The sequence below is a fragment of the Bradyrhizobium sp. INPA03-11B genome (assembly GCF_040446015.1).
Classification (GTDB): Bacteria; Pseudomonadota; Alphaproteobacteria; order Rhizobiales; family Xanthobacteraceae; genus Bradyrhizobium; species Bradyrhizobium macuxiense_A.
Window position 1 is genome coordinate 1 of record NZ_JASGSR010000131.1, and the last position, 21,744, is coordinate 21,744.

The 21,744-nt window shown below is 65.6% G+C and carries 24 protein-coding genes and 1 tRNA gene; 9 read left to right on the top strand and 16 right to left on the bottom strand.

Features of this window, described 5'->3' with window-relative positions; genetic code table 11:
- Positions 1-368 precede the first annotated feature (368 nt).
- Positions 369-1,811 carry an MATE family efflux transporter gene (locus QMZ05_RS34405; RefSeq protein WP_353704788.1) on the top strand — a complete coding sequence of 481 codons (1,443 nt, stop codon included), beginning with the start codon at positions 369-371 and terminating at the stop codon, positions 1,809-1,811.
- Positions 1,812-1,962: 151 nt separating this feature from the next.
- Here the strand turns inward: QMZ05_RS34405 and QMZ05_RS34410 are convergent, their stop codons facing one another.
- The 4 genes from QMZ05_RS34410 to QMZ05_RS34425 all read right to left on the bottom strand — a co-directional run bounded on the left by QMZ05_RS34410 (position 1,963) and on the right by QMZ05_RS34425 (position 4,355).
- Positions 1,963-2,379, bottom strand: coding sequence for an SRPBCC family protein (locus QMZ05_RS34410; RefSeq protein ID WP_353704789.1), 417 nt, complete (start codon positions 2,377-2,379; stop codon positions 1,963-1,965).
- 132 nt (positions 2,380-2,511) lie between these two features.
- Entirely contained in the window at positions 2,512-2,871 is a 360-nt protein-coding gene (locus tag QMZ05_RS34415) for a VOC family protein (protein ID WP_353704790.1), read from the bottom strand.
- 56 nt (positions 2,872-2,927) lie between these two features.
- The gene (locus QMZ05_RS34420) at positions 2,928-3,767 is read right to left on the bottom strand and encodes an AraC family transcriptional regulator (protein WP_353704791.1); all 840 of its coding nucleotides are present in this window, start codon (positions 3,765-3,767) and stop codon (positions 2,928-2,930) included.
- A gap of 9 nt (positions 3,768-3,776) precedes the next feature.
- Entirely contained in the window at positions 3,777-4,355 is a 579-nt protein-coding gene (locus tag QMZ05_RS34425; protein ID WP_353704792.1) for a methylated-DNA--[protein]-cysteine S-methyltransferase, read from the bottom strand.
- Positions 4,356-4,559: 204 nt separating this feature from the next.
- Here QMZ05_RS34425 and QMZ05_RS34430 point away from each other — a divergent pair, with 204 nt between their 5' ends.
- The 4 genes from QMZ05_RS34430 (at position 4,560) to QMZ05_RS34445 (ending at position 6,771) form a co-directional block, all read left to right on the top strand.
- Positions 4,560-6,080: a 4-amino-4-deoxy-L-arabinose transferase gene (locus QMZ05_RS34430; protein WP_353704793.1), complete on the top strand. Its 1,521-nt coding sequence runs from the start codon at positions 4,560-4,562 to the stop codon at positions 6,078-6,080.
- 110 nt (positions 6,081-6,190) lie between these two features.
- Positions 6,191-6,264 (top strand) — tRNA-Gly (locus QMZ05_RS34435).
- Between the two features lie 42 nt (positions 6,265-6,306).
- Positions 6,307-6,558: a DUF3551 domain-containing protein gene (locus tag QMZ05_RS34440; RefSeq protein WP_353704794.1), complete on the top strand. Its 252-nt coding sequence runs from the start codon at positions 6,307-6,309 to the stop codon at positions 6,556-6,558.
- A 42-nt stretch (positions 6,559-6,600) separates the two neighbouring features.
- Positions 6,601-6,771 carry a hypothetical protein gene (locus tag QMZ05_RS34445; protein WP_353704795.1) on the top strand — a complete coding sequence of 57 codons (171 nt, stop codon included), beginning with the start codon at positions 6,601-6,603 and terminating at the stop codon, positions 6,769-6,771.
- Positions 6,772-7,087: 316 nt separating this feature from the next.
- Here the strand turns inward: QMZ05_RS34445 and QMZ05_RS34450 are convergent, their stop codons facing one another.
- Positions 7,088-8,107: an LLM class flavin-dependent oxidoreductase gene (locus tag QMZ05_RS34450; protein WP_353704796.1), complete on the bottom strand. Its 1,020-nt coding sequence runs from the start codon at positions 8,105-8,107 to the stop codon at positions 7,088-7,090.
- A gap of 290 nt (positions 8,108-8,397) precedes the next feature.
- On the opposite strand from QMZ05_RS34450, the gene QMZ05_RS34455 reads away from it, so the two are divergent.
- The 4 genes from QMZ05_RS34455 (at position 8,398) to QMZ05_RS34470 (ending at position 11,983) form a co-directional block, all read left to right on the top strand.
- Positions 8,398-9,564, top strand: coding sequence for an NADH:flavin oxidoreductase/NADH oxidase (locus tag QMZ05_RS34455; protein ID WP_353704797.1), 1,167 nt, complete (start codon positions 8,398-8,400; stop codon positions 9,562-9,564).
- Between the two features lie 39 nt (positions 9,565-9,603).
- The gene (locus QMZ05_RS34460) at positions 9,604-10,533 is read left to right on the top strand and encodes a dihydrodipicolinate synthase family protein (protein ID WP_353704798.1); all 930 of its coding nucleotides are present in this window, start codon (positions 9,604-9,606) and stop codon (positions 10,531-10,533) included.
- Positions 10,534-10,679: 146 nt separating this feature from the next.
- Positions 10,680-11,783, top strand: coding sequence for a hypothetical protein (locus QMZ05_RS34465; RefSeq protein ID WP_353704799.1), 1,104 nt, complete (start codon positions 10,680-10,682; stop codon positions 11,781-11,783).
- Entirely contained in the window at positions 11,783-11,983 is a 201-nt protein-coding gene (locus tag QMZ05_RS34470; RefSeq protein ID WP_353704800.1) for a hypothetical protein, read from the top strand. Before QMZ05_RS34465 ends, QMZ05_RS34470 begins: the two co-directional genes overlap by 1 nt.
- Positions 11,984-12,237: 254 nt before the next feature.
- Here the strand turns inward: QMZ05_RS34470 and QMZ05_RS34475 are convergent, their stop codons facing one another.
- The 11 genes from QMZ05_RS34475 to QMZ05_RS34525 form a co-directional block, all read right to left on the bottom strand.
- Positions 12,238-13,485, bottom strand: a complete 1,248-nt coding sequence (locus QMZ05_RS34475) for a DUF445 domain-containing protein (RefSeq protein WP_353704801.1) — start codon at positions 13,483-13,485, stop codon at positions 12,238-12,240.
- A 12-nt stretch (positions 13,486-13,497) separates the two neighbouring features.
- Positions 13,498-14,337 carry an EcsC family protein gene (locus QMZ05_RS34480; protein ID WP_353704802.1) on the bottom strand — a complete coding sequence of 280 codons (840 nt, stop codon included), beginning with the start codon at positions 14,335-14,337 and terminating at the stop codon, positions 13,498-13,500.
- On the bottom strand, positions 14,334-16,451 hold the full coding sequence (locus QMZ05_RS34485; protein WP_353704803.1) for a heavy metal translocating P-type ATPase: 2,118 nt from the start codon (positions 16,449-16,451) through the stop codon (positions 14,334-14,336). The genes QMZ05_RS34480 and QMZ05_RS34485 overlap by 4 nt, the downstream gene beginning before the upstream one ends.
- Positions 16,452-16,477: 26 nt before the next feature.
- Entirely contained in the window at positions 16,478-17,035 is a 558-nt protein-coding gene (locus QMZ05_RS34490; protein WP_353704804.1) for an HMA2 domain-containing protein, read from the bottom strand.
- 136 nt (positions 17,036-17,171) lie between these two features.
- Positions 17,172-17,564: a DUF5132 domain-containing protein gene (locus tag QMZ05_RS34495; RefSeq protein WP_146988860.1), complete on the bottom strand. Its 393-nt coding sequence runs from the start codon at positions 17,562-17,564 to the stop codon at positions 17,172-17,174.
- A 269-nt stretch (positions 17,565-17,833) separates the two neighbouring features.
- On the bottom strand, positions 17,834-19,003 hold the full coding sequence (locus QMZ05_RS34500; protein WP_353704805.1) for a cytochrome P450: 1,170 nt from the start codon (positions 19,001-19,003) through the stop codon (positions 17,834-17,836).
- Positions 19,004-19,109: 106 nt separating this feature from the next.
- A complete protein-coding gene (locus QMZ05_RS34505; protein WP_353704806.1) occupies positions 19,110-19,907 on the bottom strand; it encodes a helix-turn-helix transcriptional regulator in 798 nt (265 codons plus the stop codon).
- A gap of 136 nt (positions 19,908-20,043) precedes the next feature.
- On the bottom strand, positions 20,044-20,406 hold the full coding sequence (locus tag QMZ05_RS34510) for a nuclear transport factor 2 family protein (RefSeq protein WP_353704807.1): 363 nt from the start codon (positions 20,404-20,406) through the stop codon (positions 20,044-20,046).
- 95 nt (positions 20,407-20,501) lie between these two features.
- Positions 20,502-20,822, bottom strand: a complete 321-nt coding sequence (locus QMZ05_RS34515; RefSeq protein ID WP_353704808.1) for a cupredoxin domain-containing protein — start codon at positions 20,820-20,822, stop codon at positions 20,502-20,504.
- A gap of 11 nt (positions 20,823-20,833) precedes the next feature.
- The gene (locus QMZ05_RS34520) at positions 20,834-21,355 is read right to left on the bottom strand and encodes a DUF4142 domain-containing protein (protein WP_074126288.1); all 522 of its coding nucleotides are present in this window, start codon (positions 21,353-21,355) and stop codon (positions 20,834-20,836) included.
- A 93-nt stretch (positions 21,356-21,448) separates the two neighbouring features.
- A partial coding sequence (locus QMZ05_RS34525; RefSeq protein ID WP_353704809.1) for a sigma-70 family RNA polymerase sigma factor occupies positions 21,449-21,744 on the bottom strand: 296 nt, incomplete at its 5' end.

The following is a 21,744-nucleotide window of genomic DNA, read 5'->3' on the forward strand; positions in this document are numbered from 1 at the left end:
GCAGAAGACGGCATCCGCGATTGCTGGACATGTCTCGTGGGCTCGGAGATGTGTATAAGAGACAGACCCTCCCCCTCCAGGGGAGGGTGACCTCTGATCTCGCCGTCCGCGTGGTCGATCGGCTAGACCAGAGGTTCACTCGGGTTCACCTGCAATCGCGCAGGCCCCCCTTGCGTCCCGCGCACGTGGAATCCGTCGCTGCCATGGTAGGGAAACACCATGGCGCGGCTCCCCAGATCGCGCAGAGCGCGATCAGCAAAAGTGGTTGCCGGTTTTGCGTGCGATCGCGCTCTGAATCATAAATTTGGGCGCATGACCTTTTCGCCAAACCGCACGCACTTTGGCGGGTCATGCGCAGTGGAGTAGAAATGTCCGATCTCGGCCTCGCCGAAATACCTGTCGACGAACTAGAGCGGCCGCTGCCGCCGCCGGTGACCAAGCCGGCGCGCAACGCGCTGCTCGACGGGCCGATCCTGCGCACGCTGTTGTGGCTCGCCTGGCCGAACGTGATCGCGCTCTCTGCCGGCACCTGCGTGGTCATCGCGGAAACCTCTTATATCGGCCGCCTCGGCGTCGAGTCGCTCGCGGCGATGGCGCTGGTGTTTCCCTGCGTGATCCTGACCATGACGATGTCCGGCGGCGCGATGGGCGGCGGCGTCGCATCCGCGATTGCGCGCGCACTCGGCGCTGGCGAGATCGAGCGCGCCTCGACGCTCGCGATGCATGCGCTGCTGATCGGGTTGACGTTCGGCGTCACCTTCATGCTGGGCATGCTGATCTTCGGTCCGCGCCTGCTCGAATTGCTCGGCGGCCGCGGCAATGTGCTGGCACAGGCGATCGCCTATACGCAGGTTTTCTTCGGCGGTGCGATCCTGCCCTGGCTGATGAACACGATGGCCGGCATCCTGCGCGGTACCGGCAACATGAAACTGCCGTCGACCATGATCCTGTCCTCGGCGGTGTGGCAGATCATGCTTGGCGGCACGCTCGGGCTCGGCCTCGGGCCGGTGCCGCAATTCGGCATGCGCGGCGTCGCCGCGGGGTCGCTGATCGCCTATTCGATCAGCATCAGCGTGATGGGCTGGTACCTGTTCTCGGGCCGCGCCCGCGTCAAGCCGAAACTCAAGGGGCTGCGCGTGCAATGGGCGATGTTCATCGACATCCTCAGGGTCGGCGCCGTCTCCTGCTTCTCGCCGCTGCAATCGGTTCTGACGATCTCGATCTTCACCCACATGCTGGCGCAGTTCGGCACCGCGGTGCTCGCCGGCTACGGCATCGGCGCGCGGCTCGAATTCATGCTGACCTCGGTCGCCTTCGCGGTCGGCATCGCCTCGGTGCCGATGATCGGCATGGCTGTTGGCGCCGAGCGCGTCGCGCGTGCCCGGCGCATCGCCTGGACCGCGGGCACGGTGTCGTTCCTCTCGGTCGGCGTGGTCGGCAGCTTCATCGCCGTCTTCCCCGACCTCTGGGTCAACCTGTTCACCAGTGATCCGCATGTGCGGGCGACCAGTCATCAATATTTGTCGACCGCCGCGCCGATGTACGCCTTCATTGGCTTGGCGATGTCGATGTATTTCTCCTCGCAGGGCGCCGCCAAGGTGCTGGGCCCGGTGCTGGCGCAGACCGCGCGGCTGATCTTCATCGGCACCGGCGGCTGGTGGCTGTCGACGCATGAGGCGAGCGCGCAGAACTTCTTCGCACTCGCCGCCGCCTCGATGGGCGTGCTCGGCACGCTCTCCTGCCTCAGCGTGATCCTGACGCGCTGGGGCAAGTCCGCGCCGGTCGCGGAAGCGCAACCGGCGCTGTCTTGAATCTATCGGACCCGTCATCCTGAGGAGCGCGCAGCGCGTCTCGAAGGATCGACGGCCCCGATGCTTCGACATGCGTTCGTGGAGACAAACGGGCCGTCGCCCTTCGAGGCTCGCTACGCGAGCACCTCAGGGTGACGGTCACACATATGGTTCACGCCGCGCTCTTCTCCCTGGCCGATTTCGCCAGCGCGGCCTGCATCGCCGCCGCGCCGAGGTCCATCTGCGCGTCCATATAGGGTGCGATCTCGTGCGGCAGCACATCGGCGATCCACACCACCCGGCAGCGCGCATCGCCATCGGCAAACACCTGCACCGAGGCGGAATGCTGCTTCAGCCGTTCGCTCGTGATCGCATAGACCAGCCGCTGTCGCTTGTCGTCGCAGTCGACCAGCGTCTCGCGCGCCACGGTGCCGTTACTGAACGTGACGGTGCGGACGTCGCCGTCGAGCTGTGTGTCGGTGACGAAGCCCGGCACCAGCCGTGTATGCAGCGCGCCGAAATCGCGCAGCGCGTCCCAGACGTGGTCGGCCGGCGCGTCGATCGGGATGTTCTTGTGAATGGAAGCCATGGGATTGGGTCCTTGCTATTTGAGTTTGCTGTCATTGCGAGCGAAGCAACGCAATCCATGCCGCATCTAAGTGAAGCGTGGATTGCTTCGTCGCTTCGCTCTCGCAATGACGGCGGAGATCGTGGCGTTCGCTTACGTGCTTACCGCCTCGACATTGTTGCCATCGGGGTCGAGCAGGAACGCCGCGTAGTAGGTTGGGCTGTAGTCCTTGCGATGGCCCGCCGCGCCGTTGTCCTTGCCGCCGGCCTTCAGGCCTTCGGTATGAAATGTCTTGATCGCGTCGTGGCTGGGCGCGCGGAATGCGATATGCGCGCCGCCTTGCGCCTTGCCCTTGTGCAGATGCAGCCAGAGCGCGGGCTCGCCCTTCGGCCCGAAGCCGGCGCCGCTGTCGTCGCGCGAGCACAACACGAAGCCGAGCGGCGCCAGCACCGCGGTGTAGAAGCGCACGCTGGCGTCGAGGTCGGCGACGCGCAATCCGATATGGTCGTACATGATGGAATCTCCAGTCGCTGGGCGCGTCGACGGACGCGCGGACCGGAGCAACCTAGCTATTGCAGCGCAAGGCGTTCTTGGAGAATCTTGCGGTCGCCGCGCGAGGCCTGGCGGAACTTGAGCGGCGAGGCACCGGCGGCGCGGTGGAAGCTGCGCACGAAATTGGAGAGATCGCCGAAGCCGACATCATAGGCGATGTCGGTGACCGGGCTGTCGTCGTCGACCAGCCGTCGCGCCGCATGGCGCAGCCGCGAGCGCACGAGATATTGATGCGGGGTGACGCCGAGCACGGCGGAAAACAGCCGCAGGAAATGGAAGGTGCTCAACCCGGCCTGTTCGGCTGCATCGTCGAGATCGATCTGGTGGTGCGAATTGGCGTCGATCCACAGAGCCGCCTCAACGGCGCGGCGGCGATCGCGCAGGCCGGCGGTGAGGGGCTTTGCCTTGCGGTCGGACACCAGCTCCACCAGGCGGCTGGCAAGCAGGTGGCCGACCTCGTCGAGCCCGACGTCGCTGTTGCCAGCTGCCGCCGTTTGGGCGAGCTCCCCGATCACCATCAATTCCGGCAGCGGCGGCACCGAGCCGACCTGCCAGACCGATGTGCGATCGCCGATCGTCTCGACCAGCTCCGGGTCCAGGAAGAACGACAGGCATTCATCGCCGACCACATGATCGTGCGTGCAGGTGTATTCGTCGCCGGGATGGCCGACCAGGATCGAGCCTGCCACCAGCTCATGAAAGCGGCCGCGGCAATGACAGCCGAAGCTGCCGCTGCGCACATAGGACACGGAATGGCAGGCGAACTGCTCGGCAAACGGCTTGTCGCCGGGCTCCGCCGTGCAGCGAAACTCGTTCACCGTGATGCGATCGCGCTGCAACAGCGTGGTCCGGGTCATATCCGAGATTTAGGCGTGCGGCCGGGGTCGCGCAACGGGCAGCAGCACGTCGAACAGGGTCTTGCTGGTGGTCGGCTGGGCGCCTTCGATCGAGAGCAGCCGTCGCTTGGAGATGCTGCCGCCGTTCGCTGAAATCCGGTCAGGATAGTGGCCCGCCTCGAGCACGCGGTGGCAGGGCACGATGATCATGAACGGATTGCGGCCGAGCGCCTGCGCCACCGAATAGACCGCGCCGGTCGCGCGGAGCGCGCTGGCGACCTCGTCATAGGTCCGGGTCTCGCCGCGGGGAATGCTGCGGACGCTCTGGTAGACGCGCTGGTTGAAAGCCGGGATGCCGCTCATGTCGAGTGCCACGCCTGCGAGGTCGGCATTGCCGCCGCGCAAGGTCGCTGCAATGCCCTCGATTGCAAGCTCGATCTCCTCGGGCGGCCGCGTCTCGCGTGCGTCGGGATAGAGCTGGAACAGCCGCCTGCGGGTGTCGATCTCGCGGAGCTCCGCAAGCTGGACACCGGCCACGCCGGCTTCGCCCCATGCGATGCCGCGTCGGCCGATTGCCGTGTCGAAAATGGTGTACCCACGCCCCGCCATGACGCCACGCGCCCCCACGCGGGCGAGCATAACATCGTCGCGGTCCGGCGCATCCGAAAATCTTGACGTTTGGTTAAGCATGTTGCGGCCGGCGCTGTGTGACCTCGACGACGTCCGGTCACGCATCGTCCAGTCACGCATCTTAAAGGCTTTGCCCGCTATCTGGTCGCCGGCATGCTGCTCCAGAAGACGATCTTTGGGACGATGACGAGCACGAGCGCCGAGGCCGCGCCGGGCGGCGCTGCCATGGTCGGGCGCGCGAGCGGGCGCTTGCACCCGCTGTTCGCGTTGCTGCTGCTGGCGTTGGTGATCCGCCTTGCGGTCGCCGTCTGGCCCAATGTGATCTATCCCGACGAGGTCTTTCAGTATCTTGAGCCAGCGTCGCGGATGCTCGGCCATGACGGCATTTTGACCTGGGAATGGCGCGAGGGGATTCGCGGCTGGTTCCTGCCGACATTGATGGCCGGGCCGGTTGCGCTGGGTGATGCGCTTGCGCCTGGTGGCGCAGGGGCCTTCCTGGTGCCGCGCTTGATCGCCGCGTGCGCCTCGCTGTCGATCGTGGTCAGCGCCTGGTTGCTGGGCGCGCGGGTCTCGCGAACCCATGCCGTCGTCGCGGCGTTTGCCACCGCGACCTGGTTCGAATTGTTCATGCTCGCGCCCCACACATTGGGCGAGCCGCTGGCGACCGCGCTGATCGCGCCGGCGGCGCTGCTGATCACTGATGGTCCGTCGCCGCGGCGTCTCGCGATCGGCGGCGCCTTGCTTGCGTTCGGCTTTGTCTGCCGCTTCCAGTATGCGCCGGCGATCGCCGTGCTGGCCCTCGGGGCGTGCTGGACACGCTGGCGAAACCTCGTTCCGCTGGTCGCCGGCGGGCTCGTTGCGCTGCTGCTCGCCGCCGCGATCGACCTTGCGCACGGCGCCGTGCCGTTCGCCTGGCTGATCGCGAACATCAAGGAAAACCTCGTCCACGATCGCGCCATCGAATTCGGCGTGTCGCCGCCCTCGGCCTATCTGATCGACTTCCTGACCGTCTGGTCGGTGGCAATCCTGCTGCCGCTCGCCGCCATCTGGCGCGGCTGGCGGCACGCGCCGCTGCTGCTGACCGTGGCGCTGGTCAACCTCGTCTTCCACAGCCTGATCACGCACAAGGAATACCGCTTCGTCTTCCTGTCGCTGGTGCTGTTCATTATCGTCGCGGCGCTGGGCTCGGCCGATTGGGTGCAATGGCTGCGCGCGAAAGCCACATGGCGCCGCTGGGCGTTGCCGATCGTGCTCGGCGGCTGGGCGTTGCTGTCGGTGGCGATGGCCGGTGCCAGCGACGGGATGCGCGAGTACTGGATGCGCGGCGTCGGCGCAGCGCGGCTCGCCGCCGAACTGCGCGGCGATCCGCAGATGTGCGGCCTTGCGCTTTACAACGTTCGCTTCCAGCAATTGCCGGGGCGGGAGCGATTGGTCGGCCCGGCGCCGCTCTATGCGCTGCAGCCTGCCGATCCGCTCGCCGAGCTCATCCTGCCGCCGCTGCTGCTGCAGGCGAGCAGGCCGGCCTTCAATCGCATCCTGGCGCGGCCCGAGGCCGCGGGCGATCTGCCGGCGGATTTTTCAAAGCAAGGCTGTGCCCGCGTCGGCTTCAGCGATGCCTGCATCTATGCACGCGGCGGGAGCTGCGATGCATCTGCGGCTCGACCCTTTGTCATCAATGACGTGCTCGTGAGGATGGGCCAGTAGCGGACGGCGGTGGTGCGACCGCCGTCACTGCACGCTTGATCCTCGGCCGCCGCCCGGGCTATGGTCCGGCCGGTCGCCCCCATGGGGTTCGACCTCAAGCAATTGAGATCGCGGGCGTAGTTCAATGGTAGAACGGCAGCTTCCCAAGCTGCATACGAGGGTTCGATTCCCTTCGCCCGCTCCAGTCCCCAGGCAAAAATCGCGCGAGTATTTCAGGAGACGAGACGTGAGGTTGCTTGCAGCGCTGTTGCTCACGCTCGGCGCGATTTGCATGACGACGCCGGCATCGGCGCAAATGTACGACCCTCGCTATCCCGTCTGCATGCATGTTTACGGGGAACTGCTCGGCGAGCGAATGGATTGTATCTTCACATCGTTGCAGCAGTGCCAGGCCACCATGGCGGGCAATCCGGCAACCTGCCTGGTGAACCCGTTCTACGCGCCAAGATCGGGGCGTCCTGACCGGCCTGAACGATGACCCTTCCGCTCGTCCCTGCGAGCGTTCATTCGAGATCGATGCATGGAATGGTGGTACTTCGCGCTGTTTGCCGTGGTCCTGATCGGGTGCGTGTTTGCCGTCCGCGCCCGGCGCGGCAGGGATTCGGACGAGGATCAGGAACTCAACCGGCGGATCGATGAGCGTATCGATCGCCTCGATCTCGATCGCCGCACGCGTGACCGGGATCCTTGACCGACCTCGCACGGGGGTCCCGGGATATTACGGCGATCTGTTCACGCAACGTGCGCGCCTAACGAACTGTACTCAACCTGTTCTTCTTCTCACAACGCGCAGTTATGTTTCCGTAGTTCTCCGCGTTTGAGAACGGAGTTCCGTCGGAACGTTTCGGCGTGTTCCGGGATTAGCCAGGCAGAACCGGCTCACCTCCGGTAGAGGATGGCCGGTTCAAGCCCGCGGCCGGTCGTCCGCTCTCAACCACACCCCCCTAGAGCACGGCCGCCGCGGGTCCTGATCCGTGACGAGGGGATGATTGCATTTGTCGCCAAATTCAGCGCCAACCCATCGCGGGTGCGACGTGGGTCAAGATGCTCTCGATCACATGCGCGTTGTAGGCGACGCCGAGTTGATTGGGGACGGTCAGCAGCAGAGTGTCGGCCTCCGCGATCGCCTCGTCGGTCTTGAGCTGCTCGATCAGTTTGTCCGGCTCGGCGGCGTAGCCGCGGCCGAAGATCGCGCGCGTCCGCTCGTCGATGAAGCCGATCTGGTCTTCCTCCTGCCCGTTGCCGAAATAGGCGCGGTCGCGATCGTCGATCAGCGCGAAGATGCTGCGGCTCACCGAGACCCGCGGCTCACGGCTGTGGCCGGCCTCCTTCCAGGCGGCGCGGTAGGCGCGGATCTGCGCGGCCTGCTGGATGTGGAAGGCCTCTCCGGTCTCATCGCTCTTCAGGGTCGAGCTCTGCAGGTTCATGCCGAGCTTCGCCGCCCAGACCGCGGTCGCGTTCGAGCCGGCGCCCCACCAGATCCGCTCGCGCAGGCCTTCCGACAGCGGTTCGAGCCGCAGCAAGCCCGGAGGATTGGGAAACATCGGCCGTGGATTGGGCTGCGCAAAACCTTGTCCGCGCAGCATGTCGAGGAATATCTCGGCATGACGGCGGCCCATGTCGGCGTCGGTCTCGCCTTCGCCCGGTTGATAGCCGAAATAGCGCCAGCCATCGATCACCTGCTCGGGCGAGCCGCGGCTGATGCCGAGTTGCAGGCGTCCCTTCGCGATCAGGTCGGCGGCGCCGGCGTCCTCGATCATGTAGAGCGGATTTTCGTAGCGCATATCGATCACGGCGGTGCCGATCTCGATCCGGCTGGTCTTGGCGCCGACCGCCGCCAGCAGCGGAAAGGGCGAAGCCAGCTGGCGGGCGAAGTGATGGACGCGAAAATACGCGCCGTCCGCGCCGAGCTCCTCGGCGGCGACCGCAAGGTCGATGGATTGCAGCAGCACGTCCGCGGCGGAGCGGGCCTGGGATTGCGGGGAGGGCGTCCAGTGCCCGAACGAGAGGAAACCGATTTTTTTCATGTCGGCAATGTAGGCATCTCCGACGCGAATTGCGATCCGTGGCGTGATCCCCGGCATGACTGAAAGTCAGCCGGGGATGACTTAAAGTCATCAAGGGATAGTGGAATGTGTTTACCAGCCGCGTGAATATCCCGCGGCAAATGTTGCGGGTTTTGCGGATCGTGCGGTCGCCCGGATGCTGCATGCGTGCAGGTCCTGCCGCCTGCGCTGTCGCGCGACTTGCGATTGCGGGACGCGCCGCCTAGCTTTCGGCCGCCATTCTTTCCGCCACGACGCTTCCGCAGGTCCCGATGTCGCAGCCGTTTCTGTTTCAGCCGATCACGCTTCGCGGCGTGACCTCCCGAAACCGCATCCTGATTTCACCGATGTGCCAGTATTCGGCGACCAACGGCCTCGCCAATGACTGGCACCTTGTTCATCTTGGTAAATTTGCCCAGGGCGGCGCCGGGCTCGTGATGGTCGAGGCCGCGGCGGTCGCCGCCGAGGGCCGCATCACCCATGGCGATGTCGGCATCTGGAATGACGAACAGATCGCGCCGCTCGAACGCATCGCCGCCTTCCTGAAGGACAACGGCGCGGTGCCCTCGATCCAGCTCGCGCATGCCGGCCGCAAGGCCAGCATGCAGAGGCCCTGGTACGGCAATGCCGCGCTCGACGAGGCCGACCACGCGCGCGGTGATCTGGCCTGGCGGACCGTGGCGCCGAGCGCGATCCCGATGGAGGAAGGCTGGCTGATGCCGCACGCGCTCGATGTGGCCGAGCTCGCCGCGCTGCGCGAGCAATGGCGCCGCGCCACCTTGCGCGCGGTCGAGGCCGGCTTCGAATTCGTCGAGGTGCATTGCGCGCATGGTTATCTCTTGCACGAATTCCTGTCGCCATTGTCGAACCGCCGCAGCGACGCCTATGGCGGCGACCGCGCCGGGCGGATGCGTTATCCGCTCGAGATCATCGAGACCGTCCGCGCGGCCTGGCCTGCCGAGCGGCCGCTGGCGGTGCGGATCTCCTCGGTTGACGGTGTCGACGGCGGCCTGACGCTCGAGGACCAGATCGCGTTCGCGCGCGAAGCCAAGGCGCGGGGCGCCGATTTGATCGATTGTTCGTCTGGCGGCCTGCTCGGCTCCGCAACCGCGGCGCGGATTCCGCGTGGCTATGGCTTCCAGGTGCCCTATGCGGACGAAATCCGGCGTGCCGCCGAGGTCGCCACCATCGCAGTCGGACTGATCCTGCATCCACAGCAGGCGGAGGACGTCCTGGCAAACGGCCAGGCCGATCTGGTCGCGATCGGGCGCGAGGCGCTGTTCGATCCGAACTGGCCGCTGCATGCCGAGCTTGCGCTTGGCGGCGGAAGCGGCGAAGTGTTCGCGTCCTGGCCGAAACAGTATGGCTGGTGGCTGGAGCGCCGCGAGCCGGGCCTGCGCCGACTCGAAGGTCCGCCGCTGCCGTTCCGCAGCGCGTGACACGACAAGCTGCGACAAGATCATGAGGGAGGATTTGACATGACGAGTTCGGCACAGCGCCCCTATCGCGGCGTCTTCCCGGTGGCGCCGACCATCTTCGACGCCAACGGCAATCTCGATCTCGACGGACAGCGGCGCTGCGTCGATTTCATGATCGATGCCGGCTCGCACGGCATCTGCATCCTCGCCAACTTCTCCGAGCAGTTCGTGCTGACCGATGCCGAGCGCGAGACCGTGATGCATGCCGTGCTCGAGCACGTCGCGGGCCGCATCCCCGTGATCGTCACTACCACGCATTTCTCCTCGGCGGTGTGTGCCGCGCGCAGCCGCGAGGCGCAGGCCGCCGGTGCTGCGATGGTGATGATCATGCCGCCCTATCACGGCGCGACCTTCCGCGTCGGCGAGCCGGCGATCTACGAGTTCTATCGGGTGGTCTCGGATGCCATCAACATCCCGATCATGATCCAGGACGCGCCGGTTGCGGGCACGCCGCTCTCGGTCGATTTCCTGGCGCGGATGGCGAAGGAGCTCGCCAATGTCAGGTACTTCAAGATCGAGGTGCCGATGGCGGCCAACAAGCTGCGCGGCCTGATCGAGAAGGGCGGCAGCGTGATCGAGGGACCGTGGGACGGCGAGGAGGCGATCACTTTGATGGCCGACCTCGATGCCGGCGCCACCGGCGCGATGACCGGCGGCGGCTATCCCGACGGCATCCGCCAGATCATGGATCCGTTCCTCGCCGGACGCCGCGACGAGGCTGTGCAGGCCTATGCGCGCTGGCTGCCGCTGATCAATTGCGAGAACCGCCAATGCGGCCTGCAGGCCTGCAAGGTGCTGATGCGCGAGGGCGGCGTCATCAAGTCGGACGCGGTGCGCCACCCGTTGCAACCGCTGCATCCGGCCACCCGTGCCGGGCTGATCGAGATCGCGCGCACGCTCGATCCGGTGGTGCTGCGCTGGGGACGCTGAGCGTCGCAGGCTGCCCGTCCGGATCATCGCTCCCGGCTGCATTCACATAACCGTCAACAACGGTATCTACCGTTCCGATCCGGTACGGGGCGGGGAATTTTGCCCCGCGTGTGCACGTTGGATACGTCTGACCGCTCGGGCAGAGGATGATCGAAACCTTCCGGGTTGGCGGTTTTGCGATGCGCTACGGGCATTTCGTGCCGCGGCTCTACAACTATTGCCGGTCGCTCGGCTTTGAGCGGCAGCACATGCTGCCGTCACGCGCCTTTTGCTCCGATGAGAGTCAGGGCTATCCGGTGATGCTGCTGGCCCAGCATTTCGGAACGTTTCCGTTCGACCATGGGCGGGTCGGCGGCAAGGTCGCGATCAACCGCCACGGGCCTTATGCCCATCACGGCGAGGACCTGGTGCTGATCCAGGCCAGCCATGTCGGCTACAATCCGGATGACGGCCGTTTCGGCGTCTATCAGCGCCACCGCACCGACGGCTGCCGGTTCGGAGATTGCTGCGGCAAGCTCTGCGGCGTGTTGCGCTGGTACGAGGACGAATACGCCCATGCCTGCCGGCAGGTGCAATGCGGCCGGCTCAATGGCGAGCCGGTGTTCCAGATCGACAATCAGTATCTCGACGACAGCCGCAGCGAAGGTGTCTTTCTGCGGCTCGACCGCATGGTCGAGACGCCGCTGCGGCCGCTGAGCGTGCTGAGCACGTCGAAGCTGTTTCGTGCGGGCGCCGCGATCCGCGAACGGTTCGGTGACGCCTGCTTTCGCGAGACCCCGGCGCCGATCGGGACGGCGCTGTCGCCCGATCTGTTTCACTTCCGCCGTGCGCCGGCCGAAGGTCCCGACGGCCATGACATTCTCGAGGCGGCGCTCGCTCCTGTCATGCCGGCGCTGGTGACGTCGCCGCATCCCGCGCTGGATGCCGCGCGCTTCGTCACCCAGGCCGAGTTCGACCGCACCTACCGGAGCATCCTGCGCGAGCCGGCGTTTGCGACCAAGAATGTGCTGTTCGTCTCCGGCCTGAACATCGACGTGTCGCCGCGCGAGGAATTCCCGTTTCCGTTCACCAAATTCGTGCCCTGGGCCGCCTATGCCCGGCTGCGCGACGGCCGCTCGTTCCTGCTGGAGCAGGAGCAACTGGTCGAGACCTTGCGCCGGATGCCGGGCGAAAATCCGGACTGCCTGTCGTTCGACGGGACGATCGAGCAGATGACCACCGCTCCGGAAATCCGGATTCCGATCGGCTGATGGATATGACGACGCTTCCTGCCCTGCGTGCGAACACTGCTCCCGAACCGCGTCTCCAGCGCCTGGAATTCGCGGACCGCGAGCGCGGCTTGACCCGCCGCCGCTTTATCCTCGGTTGCCTCAGCCTGGCGGCAAGCCAAATGGTGTGCCTGCTCGACAAGCTCCAGCAGTTGCCGCTGCTGCGGATTCGTTTCCCGTGAACTTGTATTGGCGCGCTAGTGCGGGATGAGTCTTCGTTGAATCGGCTTGGCGCGGTCTCAGTTCACCTCTCCCCTTTGGGGAGAGGTCGGATTGCGCCTGGCGATGCGAAGCATCGTCCAGTGCAATCCGGGTGAGGGCTCTTGCTCTCTCGATAGACCGTAATCCCTCACCCGATTTGCTGCGCAAATCGACCTCTCCCAAGGGAGAGGTGAACCTTCGACGCCGTTCCAGCGCAACCTAATCCCATCATGCTCTAGAGCCAGCGCGAAACGGAGAAGATCAGCAGGCCGACCAGCCCTCCGACGACGGTGCCGTTGATCCGGATGAACTGCAGATCGCGTCCGACCTGCAATTCGATCCGCATGATCAGCGTTTCGGTGTCCCAGTTCTCGACCACCTTGCGGATGAAGGCCGCGATCTCCTGGCGCCGCGATGCGACGGCGCGCAGCGCGGCGACGCGGAGCCAGCGGTTGATGCGGTCGCGCATCTCGGCATCGTCCCGGACCCGCGCGGCGACCGAGATCAGGGCGGTTTCGATCGCATCCGCGATTGCGGCCGAGGTCGCCGCGGAATTCAGCCGCGCCTCGATAGCGTGCCACATCGCATCGATCTGTCCGATCACGGCGGGATTGTCGAGCATCTGCTGCTTCAGCTCCTCGCCCCTCGCGAGGTAGTCGGGATCGGTGGCGAGGCGATCGATCAGGCGCTCGATCTCGGCCTTGAGCTCGACGCGCCAGGGATGGTTCGGCTCGCGCATCTCGTCGAGCGTCTGGCTGACGCCGGAGATCACACGGTCGGCCACCATGCCGTCGACCCATTTCGGCACGAACCGGTAGGAGCGCTGCGAGACCTTCTTGCGGATCGTTTCCTTGTTGTTGGCGAGCGCCACGCTCGCCGATGTGATCAAGCGCTCGACCAGTGCCTGTGCGTTACCATGGGCCCACAGCAGCGCCAGCACGCGCGAGGCGAGCGGGGCCGCAGGAACCGCGGCGATCCCCTGCCGGGTGCGCCGGGTCAGAAAGGCGTTGATCTCGGCGCTCGGCGTTGCCTGCAGGGCCTGATGGACCGCCGAGACGGTGCGCTGGGCCGTGCTGCGGGCGTGCGTCGGCCGCTCGATCCATTGCGCCGCCCAGCCGGCGATGTCGACGTCGCGGATGCGATCGCCGACCACGCGGGGCGACAGGAAGTTGTTGGCGATGAAGCGGCCGAGCGCGACCGCGATGCGCTGCTTGCTCTGCGGAACGATCGCGGTGTGCGGAATCGGGATGCCGAGCGGATGACGGAACAGCGCGACGACGGCGAACCAGTCGGCGCAGGCGCCGATCATGCCGGCTTCGGCGAAGGCGCGCGGATAGGCCAGCCACGGCCAGTGCGGCTGCGCTATCGAGGTCGCCAGGAAGACCAGCAGCATGACCACGAGCAGGGCCGTGGCGAGCGTGCGCATGCGACGAAGGTCGCGCAGCCTGGTGTCTTCATGCGGGAGCGCGACGCCGACGTCCAATGGCCGAACACCTCATGCCGTCGCGACGCCGCGCCGCGGCGTGAGCCCGGCTGCGATCGCCGCATAATGTTGCCGAACGCCCGCGCTGCCATGGGCCCGCTCCAGCCGGCGCACGGTGAAGTGTCCCTTCGCGATCTTCTGGAAATGGTCCATGAAGATGACGTTGACAGTCGCGCCGAACGCCGCGCCGATGATCGGCACCGCGCCGGCCGCGGCCTTGTCCGAAACCACCAGCCCGAACCGGGAGACGATCTCGCTGACCAGATTGGAGATCACGGGGGCGGAGGCGTCCACCGCGCCGCGCTCCAGGATGTAGGCGGCGGCGTCGCTGGTGTATTTGCTGATCAGCGCGCGGGCGGCGTAATAGCCGACATCGATACTGTCGTCCGTCCGCTTGGTGCCGTAGGCGAACACTTCGAGGCAGGCGAGCCTCGCCTCGATGCTGGAGAGATCCTCGCCCTGGTGCCGCGCGATCTCGGCGATCGCGCGCAGCATCAAGGTCGTGGTCAGGGGAAGTTCGACCGCGAGCGCGCCGAATCCGAATAGGCCGCTGACGCCTCCGGTTACGCCAGCGAGGATCGAGGAGAAGGTGACGGCGGGTGCAGGCGGCGGCTTCTCGTCGAGCGTGTCGACGGCAACCTCCAGTCCCTTCATGACCGCGGTGCGCACCAGCCCGCTGAGCTGGCGGTTGGCGGCCTTCGGCAGCAGGTTGAGGACGCGATTGACGGGGACGCCCGCATAGTCGGCGATCCTTGCCGCGAGATTGGAGCTCTCCAGCGCCTTGACTGCGGCTTTTAGCGCGGCGTGATCGCCGGGAGGAAGGACAACGAGCTGGGTGACATCCTGGCTCATTGATACCGCAGAATTGGCCGTATGCCGTTGAAGCTTGCGAGGATCGCCGAGCCGTTGCTGATCAGCGCGGTGACCTCGGGCGTGATCAGGCCGCCCGGCAGCGCAAGGCCGAGCGCCAGCGTATTGAGCGCCGCGACGATGGCATAGTTCTGCTTGATCAGGCTGACGGCGCCTTGCGAGATCTCGACCGCCTTGACGAGCTTCCAGAGCGAATCCTCCATCAGGATGACGTCGGCGGATTCGTGTGTGACCTCGGCGCCATGCTTCATGGCGATCCCGACATCGGCGAAGCTGAGCGCAGGCGAATCGTTGATGCCGTCGCCGACCATGGCGACCCTGCGCCCCTGGCGTTGCAGCTCCTGGATGACGCCGGCCTTGTCGGCCGGCAGCATGTCCGCAAAGTGCTCGGTCAGTCCGAGATTTTCGCAGACGGCGCGCGCCACGACCGCATTGTCGCCGGTCAGCATGATGCTGTTCTTGACGCCCAGCGCATGCAGCCGCTGGATCACCGAACGGCTCTCTTCGCGGATTTCATCGGAATAAGGCACGAGGCCCGCGAGCTTGCCGTCGACGGCGATATAGAGGCTCGAATAGCCGCGCTGGTCGAGCGCCGCGCGATCGAGGGCCGAGGCGTCGACGGCGATCTCGCTCTGGCGCATGAAGCGCTGATTGCCGACATGGACGTAATAGCCGTTGACCTGGCCCTCGACGCCGAGGCCGAGACGGTAGGTGGTCTCGTTGCAGGGCGGAATGTTCACCGCGAGCTGCCGGGCCCGCGTGCGCAACGCTTCGGCGACCGGATGCTGCAGCTTGGTTTCGGCGGCGGCGGCGAGCCCGAGCAAATGGTTCGGCGTGATGGAGTTCTGGTAGGAGATCACGTCGATCACGGCGGGCGTGCCATGGGTGAGGGTGCCGGTCTTGTCGAACACCATGGTGTCGATCCCGGCGAGCTTCTCCATGTGGCCGCCGCTCTTGATGATCATGCCGGTGCGGGCCGCCAGCGTCATCGAGGACAGCACTGACGTCGGCGCCGCGACGCGGATGCCGGTGCCGTAGTCGACGATGACCAGCGACAGGAAGCGGTTGAAGTCGCCCGAGACCATGGCGGTGCCGGTGGCGAGCGCGAGCGTCGGGGTGACGAGCCGGTCGGCGAAGCGCTCGGCGTGGTTCTGCATGCGGGTGTCGCCGATCGGCGCGGATTCGATCAGCCGCACGATCTGGCCGGCGGTGGTCGCGGTTCCGACGCGCAGCGCACGCAACGTGATCTGGCCCTCGCGGATGACTGTCGCGGCGAAGGCGGCTTCGCCCTTGCCGCGATGCACCGGCAGGCCCTCGCCGGTGATGGTCTTCTGGTCGATGGTGGCGGAGCCGTCGATGATCTCGCCGTCGACCGGGATCATCTCGCCGGGATACACCACGACGATGTCGCCGTTCTGCAGCTCGGCGGCGGGGATCGACACCACCTCGCCGTCGCGCAGCAGCCAGGCCGTCTTCGACTGGAATTCGAGCAGTTCATTGATCGCCCGCCGCGAGCCCGCCGCGGTCAGGTCGCGGATCCAGTCGCCGAGCTTGATCAGCCAGGTGACGATGCAGCCCGCCAGCGGGTTGCCCTGCAGCATCGAGGCGCTGATCGCGAGCGTATCGAGCACGTCGATGTTCAGCCGGCTCTCGTTGGCCCAGACCTTCCAGGCACGCTTGGCGATCGGGATCGCATTCCAGAGCATCAGCGGCATGTTGACCGCTGCGATCACGGGATTGGCGCTGAAGGCCATGAACAGCGACAGCGTCGGCAGCGCCAAAGGCGAGCGCTTCGAGACTTCCGGTACGCCGGCGCGTGGCGTGGCCGCGTCCGGCACGGCGCTGGCGCACAGCGCCTTGAGGTCGGCGAGACTCATGCCCTTGAAGCTGTTCAGCAGCACGAGCAGCCGCTGTTCGTGAGCCGGTTCGTATTCCAGCACGAGGCTTGCGCAGTCGTAATTGATCCGCGCGGTCCTGATGCCGTCCTGCGCCCGCAGCCAGCCGAGGCAGATCTCGCCCAGCTTGCGATCGCGCCCGAGCGCGGGAACGCTCAGACGAATGCGCCCTGGCATGGAGTGGCAGAAGCGGAAGTCCATGGATTTGCGCTCTCGCCCCTGGCGGGTCAGGCCGTCGCGCCTGCCGGCTCCGCCTCTTCGGCGGCGCCCATGTTGGCCTGAATCATGTGGTTGAGTGCAAACACTGCCAGCGTGACCCAAACCGGCGTCGCCGCAGTGGCGCCAACCTCGAACACGGTGAAGCCGGCGATGCCGGCTGCCAGCACGATCTTCAGATCGATCACGTTCCCGCTGGCGATCTTGATGCCTTGGTCGAAATCCCTGAAGAAGTCGACGATGACCTTGGCCGTGTGCGAATGCTCGGCAAGATACTCGGCTTCTTGTTCGATCTTGTTTGCCAGCGCGTCGATCTCGTTGGTCGGCGGCTTGTAGTGACCGCCGGTGTGATGCTCCAGCCGGCCATGAAACTCATCGTGCCGGTCGGTGTCGTAGTGCAGCACGACGCTTCCCGTCGTCGGGTTGACGGTGACGTTCTCGATGCCGGGAATGACGCTGAAGGTCTGCTTGATCTGTTCGAGAAGCTCGGGGTTTTCCTTGGCCGACGGCACCTTCATGCGGATCCGGCCCGGAACCTGGTGCGCGATCTGCAGCTTCATCTTGGTCATCGCATTCCTCTCACAGCGTTCCAACGCCGGCGCGGGACGCGAATGATGCCGTCGTCAAATCCGATTGCGCGCCGTGTCGGCGTCGCAAGGCCGATCGGCGGCGCATGTCGCCGCCTCGCCGCCCGTCCGGCCCTGTTCAGGCCGCAGACGAAGCCCGGCTCTCGGCCGCCTTGCCTTCCTGGGCCTGGTTCTCGGCCTTCACTTCCGCAACGATGTCGTTCACCTGCTCGTGCGCTTCGGCAAACATCTCGCGCGACTTCTGCGCGAATTTGTAGGTGCCGCGAACGGTGGACTTGAACAGCGGATTGAGTGCGCCCGCCAGCTTCGGCAGATATTTCGGCGCCGCGACTGCGGCAACGCCGAGGGCAAGGCCCGGCAGCAAGGCAGCTTCGAACACGGCCGCACCGACAGCCACCACCGCGACGACCGCGACCGTCTTGTTGATGCCGCCGCCTTCCTCGGAATCCTGTTCGGGGGCGTCATGGTGGAAGGCGGTATCGTGACTGCTACCATTGGTGTTCGGGTTCATCGGAAATCCCTTGTGACCGCACAACTAACTGCAGTTTCATCAATAACGGCGGATTGAAATGGATTCGTGACAGTTTGATTACAGTCGTCCAACCGGTTGCGGCGGCATGGTGTCGCGGCGCAACAAGACGCGTAATTCCGGGGGCGAGCGCGCGTCCGCACCGGCGGCCGGAGCCGCGTTTCCATGTCTTTGTGTGTCTGCGTTGCCGGGCTTAAACAAATCGGGCGCAAGGCAGGCTTTGGTTTCCGGTGATCGGCGGCGCTGCCGCCCTACTGGTCCCACGTCACCGGCAAATCCAGCAGGCCGCGGAACGCCCACCCGCCGATCCGCGGCGGCTGGTCCGCGATCAGGCGCAGATTCCTGAGCCTTTCGAAGATCGCGGGCAGCGCGACGTCGGCGACCATGGCGCGCGAGGCCCAGGCGCCGGCGCAGAAATGCGGACCGGCGCCGAACGCGATGCTCTTGCTGGCGTCGCGGCGGACGTCGAACCTGTCGGGCTCGCTGAAATGCTTCTCGTCGCGGTTCGCCGAGCCGAACATCAGGAATACCCGTTCATTGGTCTCGAAGGCGATATCGCGGATCGTCCAGGGCTTTGCGATCCGCCGCGGCGACATCCCGATCGGCGAGATCCAGCGCGCATATTCCTCGAACACCTGCAGCCACGGGATCGTGCCGCTTCTCGCCAGCGCGAGCTGGTCGGGGTGGGTCAGCAGCGCCCACACCGTGCCCGCGATCGCATCGCGCGGCTCGTTCTGGCCACCCGAGATCGCAAGCTTGATGTTGGCGCGCACGCTTTCCATCGGCATGTCGGTCTGCAAGAGCACGCCGAGCAGACTGAGGTCGGGCGTCTTGCGCAGCCTCGGCACCATCTCGTCGATGGCGGCGTCGATGCCCGAGGTCGCCGCATGGCAGCGCGCCTCGATCGCGGGATCGCCGACATAATTGGCGATGCCGTCAATCATGCCCTGCGACCAGGCGTTCATGTCCTGGAAGCGCATGTTGGTCAGGCCAGTGATCGATTTCAGGCATTCGGCCGAGAACGGTAGCGCGAACGCCTGCACGAAATCGACCACCCCATCCGGCGACAATCCGTCGAGGATGCGCGTCGCATGTCCCGCGAACTGCGCGGTCCAGTGCGATCGCACCGTCTTCGGCGAGATCGCCGGGAAGATCGCCTTGCGCTCGTTCATGTGCGCATCGCCGTCCTTGCGCATCATGTTGTGGCCCATCAGTTTGTTCATCAGCCCTTCGGGCTGGTGCGACGAGAACACGTCGATCTGCTTCTCGGAGACGAAGATGTCGTCGCGGTTGCACAGCAGCGTGCTGCCGAGCTGCGGCACGAAGGCGATCGGCGCCTCCTTGCGCATGCGCGCCAGCGTCGGATAGGGATCCTGCCAGAAGGCGGGGACATCGATGTCGAAATGGGGAGCGGTGCTCACGGCGCGATCTCAATTTGGCCTCAGGTTTCGAACCGAGCATAGGCGGATAGGCGCCGCCGGTCTGTCCCTACCGTTGGGGACAGGGGGAAGCGGCCACCTCGGCGCTTCAGTTCAGCTGGCGTGCCGACGCCATCAGCCGCAGTGCGATCGCGAACAGCTCGTTCTGCGAGGAGATGCCGAGCTTGTCATAGGCGCGCTTGCGATAGGTGAGGGCGGAGTGCAGCCCGATGCCGAGGTCGGCCGCGATCGCCTCCGAGCTGAGGCCCGAGAGGATACGCAGACAAACCTCCTTCTCGCGGCCGGTCAATCGGGCTAGCGGCTCAGTGGTTGCAAACAGGGTCTTCAGCCGCGCGATCGGGTCGGCATCCAGTGCCGGCTCGCGCTGGAAGTGCCGTGCCACGGCGGCCGTCAACGCCGGCGCGACCGCGGCCAGGCGCGCGATCTGCTCGCGGCTGAAGCGGCCTTGCTCGGTGATCTGGTAGAAATTGACGTAGAAGCAGGTGTCGCCAGTCCAGATCGCGGAAGCGAATTTGTCGACGATGTCGGAATCGTCGAAGAAGATCTTGCGGTAGCCGTCGCTGTACATCCGCCGGGCAAAGGTCGGCAGCAGGATCGGCACCGCCTGCGCCTGCCCCTCGAACACCGCATCGCGGTTCGGATCGGCCTGGTGGAAATGTTCGGAATAGGCGATCCCGAGGTCGCGCCCGGTCGGGATGTTGCCGACGTCGAGCAGGCACGCGGCGGACCGCGGGCCCGTGAACGAGAACACCATGCAGTGACCGACACCGGCGACGCGGCGCAGTGCGCCGATCAGGGCCTGCGGAAAGCCGTCGCGGCCGATCGCCAGCAGTGCCGGCGTGATGTCGCTGACGACAGAAGTCTTGAAGGCGTAATCGGCCTTCATGGCGTCCTCCCTGTGTTTCGGGAAGACTAGCAGCGACATCACGGGGGTGGAAGCGGTTGGCGCAATGGCGTTCTCGTCCGGTCCCCTCGTCATTCCGGGCTCAGCCCTTCGGGCTGCCCCGGAATGACGGAGCGCCTCAGGCGCCCGGCACCTGGTCGAGGAAGCCGGTGATGCTCCGGATACGGCCGTCCTTCAGCATGGCGAAGTCGGTGCCCTTGATCGGGCTGTCGACGCCGTCGGGCCCGAGGCCCCAGGAGAAGCGGACGTGATCGCCGAAGCCGTTCGGCTCGCCTATCAGCTTGAACTTGAAATCCGGAAACTTCTGCTGCACGCCGGCGATCAGCGCGTCGACGCCCTCATGGCCGTCGCCACTCATCAGCGGATCGACATAGCGCGCGTCGGCGGTCCAGTTTTCGCTCAGCATCTCGCGGCGCCGGCTCGGCGTGCGCTCGTTCCAGAGCTCGATGTAGTTGCGGGCGATGGTCGTGTGGTCGGTCATGGTGCTCTCCTTCTGATGCGCCGGACTTAAGCGGCTGTCCTCACTATCGAAGGTTTGCAGGTGCCGATCGATTACCTCGGAGGTCATCGCGCGAACTACGGCGCGATCTTCAGCACCGCCTTCATGTTGGGATGGAAGCGGCAGTAATAATCGACCGTGCCGGCCTTGGTGAGGACCGACTTGATCGTCTGCTTCGGCGCGATCGTCACGTCGAAATCGCCGTTCTTCGCAGTGGCGGTGTGGGCCAAGATATCCTTGTTGACCCATTCGACGGTGTCGCCGACCTTGGCGGATACCTCGGCCGGCGAGATCACCAGATTCTCCATCACGATCTGGATGGTGGCGGCATGCGCCGGGACGGCTATCGCGCCGAGCGCGAACAGAGCGAGCGTCGCGAGATAGCGTCCTGGCAACATCGCGCGTCTCCTTACTTCAGGTCGGCCGCGACATGTTCGGCATGCTGCTGATGGCCCTGGAAGATCTTCAGGCCGGTCTGCAGCAGGCCTTTCAGCTCGGGATTGCTGGCCGAGGGGATCAGCTGCGTCTCCAGTGCGGTATTGACGGTCTTGTGGTAGGCGACCTCGTTGTCGACATAGGCCTTGTCGTAGGCGGCGCCCTTCAACTTGCCGAGCTCGGCGAGCTTGTCGGCGGCCTGCTTCGACAGCGCCTTGCTGGTGTCGTTGTCCTCCGGCGTCACCTTCAGCTTCTTGACGAGGTCGAGCGCCTGCTTGTTGACCGCCTCATGGTCGCGCACCATGTCCTTGGCGAACGCCTTGACCTCCTTGTTGGAAGCCTTCTTTTCCGCCTGCTTGGCGGCGTTGATGTCGATCACGCCGGCCGTATAGGCGATGTGCGCGATCTGCGGATCGGTCAGCTTGGCGCCCTGCGCCAGCGCAGCCCCTGAGAGAAGGCTGAGCGCGGCGACCGCAATGCTCAATCGAACGAACATGGTTTGACACTCCTGTTGAGCCGGGCATGCGCACGGCACGTCGTTGGTTAGACAGGAGTTGGATGGTGCAGACGGCCAAAGGTTCCCGAAAACCTATGCTGCGGTGCCGAGCCGTTTCAGGACCGCCTCGGTCAATCGCTCGCAGCGCCTGCCCGCGAAGGGAAAGGCCTCCATCACGATAGGGCCGATCTTCCGCTCGACATTGTCGCGCAGCATGGTCCGGGCGCGGTGCAGGCGGGTTTTCACGGTTTCCGGCTTCAGGCCGAGGATGTCAGCGGTCTCCTCGACATTCATGCCCTCGATCACGCGGGTGATGAAGACGAGGCGGAACGCCTCGGGCAGCTCATCGATCGCGTGCTCGACGACATGCTGGATCTCACGCTGGGCCA

What these genes read in the sequence shown, in the direction of transcription:
- QMZ05_RS34405 (WP_353704788.1), top strand. Translation starts at nt 369, where the DNA reads ATGTCCGATCTCGGCCTCGCCGAAATACCTGTCGACGAACTAGAGCGG.
- QMZ05_RS34410 (WP_353704789.1), bottom strand. Translation starts at nt 2,379, where the DNA reads ATGGCTTCCATTCACAAGAACATCCCGATCGACGCGCCGGCCGACCAC.
- QMZ05_RS34415 (WP_353704790.1), bottom strand. Translation starts at nt 2,871, where the DNA reads ATGTACGACCATATCGGATTGCGCGTCGCCGACCTCGACGCCAGCGTG.
- QMZ05_RS34420 (WP_353704791.1), bottom strand. Translation starts at nt 3,767, where the DNA reads ATGACCCGGACCACGCTGTTGCAGCGCGATCGCATCACGGTGAACGAG.
- QMZ05_RS34425 (WP_353704792.1), bottom strand. Translation starts at nt 4,355, where the DNA reads ATGGCGGGGCGTGGGTACACCATTTTCGACACGGCAATCGGCCGACGC.
- QMZ05_RS34430 (WP_353704793.1), top strand. Translation starts at nt 4,560, where the DNA reads ATGACGAGCACGAGCGCCGAGGCCGCGCCGGGCGGCGCTGCCATGGTC.
- QMZ05_RS34445 (WP_353704795.1), top strand. Translation starts at nt 6,601, where the DNA reads ATGGAATGGTGGTACTTCGCGCTGTTTGCCGTGGTCCTGATCGGGTGC.
- QMZ05_RS34450 (WP_353704796.1), bottom strand. Translation starts at nt 8,107, where the DNA reads ATGAAAAAAATCGGTTTCCTCTCGTTCGGGCACTGGACGCCCTCCCCG.
- QMZ05_RS34455 (WP_353704797.1), top strand. Translation starts at nt 8,398, where the DNA reads ATGTCGCAGCCGTTTCTGTTTCAGCCGATCACGCTTCGCGGCGTGACC.
- QMZ05_RS34460 (WP_353704798.1), top strand. Translation starts at nt 9,604, where the DNA reads ATGACGAGTTCGGCACAGCGCCCCTATCGCGGCGTCTTCCCGGTGGCG.
- QMZ05_RS34465 (WP_353704799.1), top strand. Translation starts at nt 10,680, where the DNA reads ATGATCGAAACCTTCCGGGTTGGCGGTTTTGCGATGCGCTACGGGCAT.
- QMZ05_RS34470 (WP_353704800.1), top strand. Translation starts at nt 11,783, where the DNA reads ATGGATATGACGACGCTTCCTGCCCTGCGTGCGAACACTGCTCCCGAA.
- QMZ05_RS34480 (WP_353704802.1), bottom strand. Translation starts at nt 14,337, where the DNA reads ATGAGCCAGGATGTCACCCAGCTCGTTGTCCTTCCTCCCGGCGATCAC.
- QMZ05_RS34485 (WP_353704803.1), bottom strand. Translation starts at nt 16,451, where the DNA reads ATGGACTTCCGCTTCTGCCACTCCATGCCAGGGCGCATTCGTCTGAGC.
- QMZ05_RS34490 (WP_353704804.1), bottom strand. Translation starts at nt 17,035, where the DNA reads ATGACCAAGATGAAGCTGCAGATCGCGCACCAGGTTCCGGGCCGGATC.
- QMZ05_RS34495 (WP_146988860.1), bottom strand. Translation starts at nt 17,564, where the DNA reads ATGAACCCGAACACCAATGGTAGCAGTCACGATACCGCCTTCCACCAT.
- QMZ05_RS34505 (WP_353704806.1), bottom strand. Translation starts at nt 19,907, where the DNA reads ATGAAGGCCGATTACGCCTTCAAGACTTCTGTCGTCAGCGACATCACG.
- QMZ05_RS34510 (WP_353704807.1), bottom strand. Translation starts at nt 20,406, where the DNA reads ATGACCGACCACACGACCATCGCCCGCAACTACATCGAGCTCTGGAAC.
- QMZ05_RS34515 (WP_353704808.1), bottom strand. Translation starts at nt 20,822, where the DNA reads ATGTTGCCAGGACGCTATCTCGCGACGCTCGCTCTGTTCGCGCTCGGC.
- QMZ05_RS34520 (WP_074126288.1), bottom strand. Translation starts at nt 21,355, where the DNA reads ATGTTCGTTCGATTGAGCATTGCGGTCGCCGCGCTCAGCCTTCTCTCA.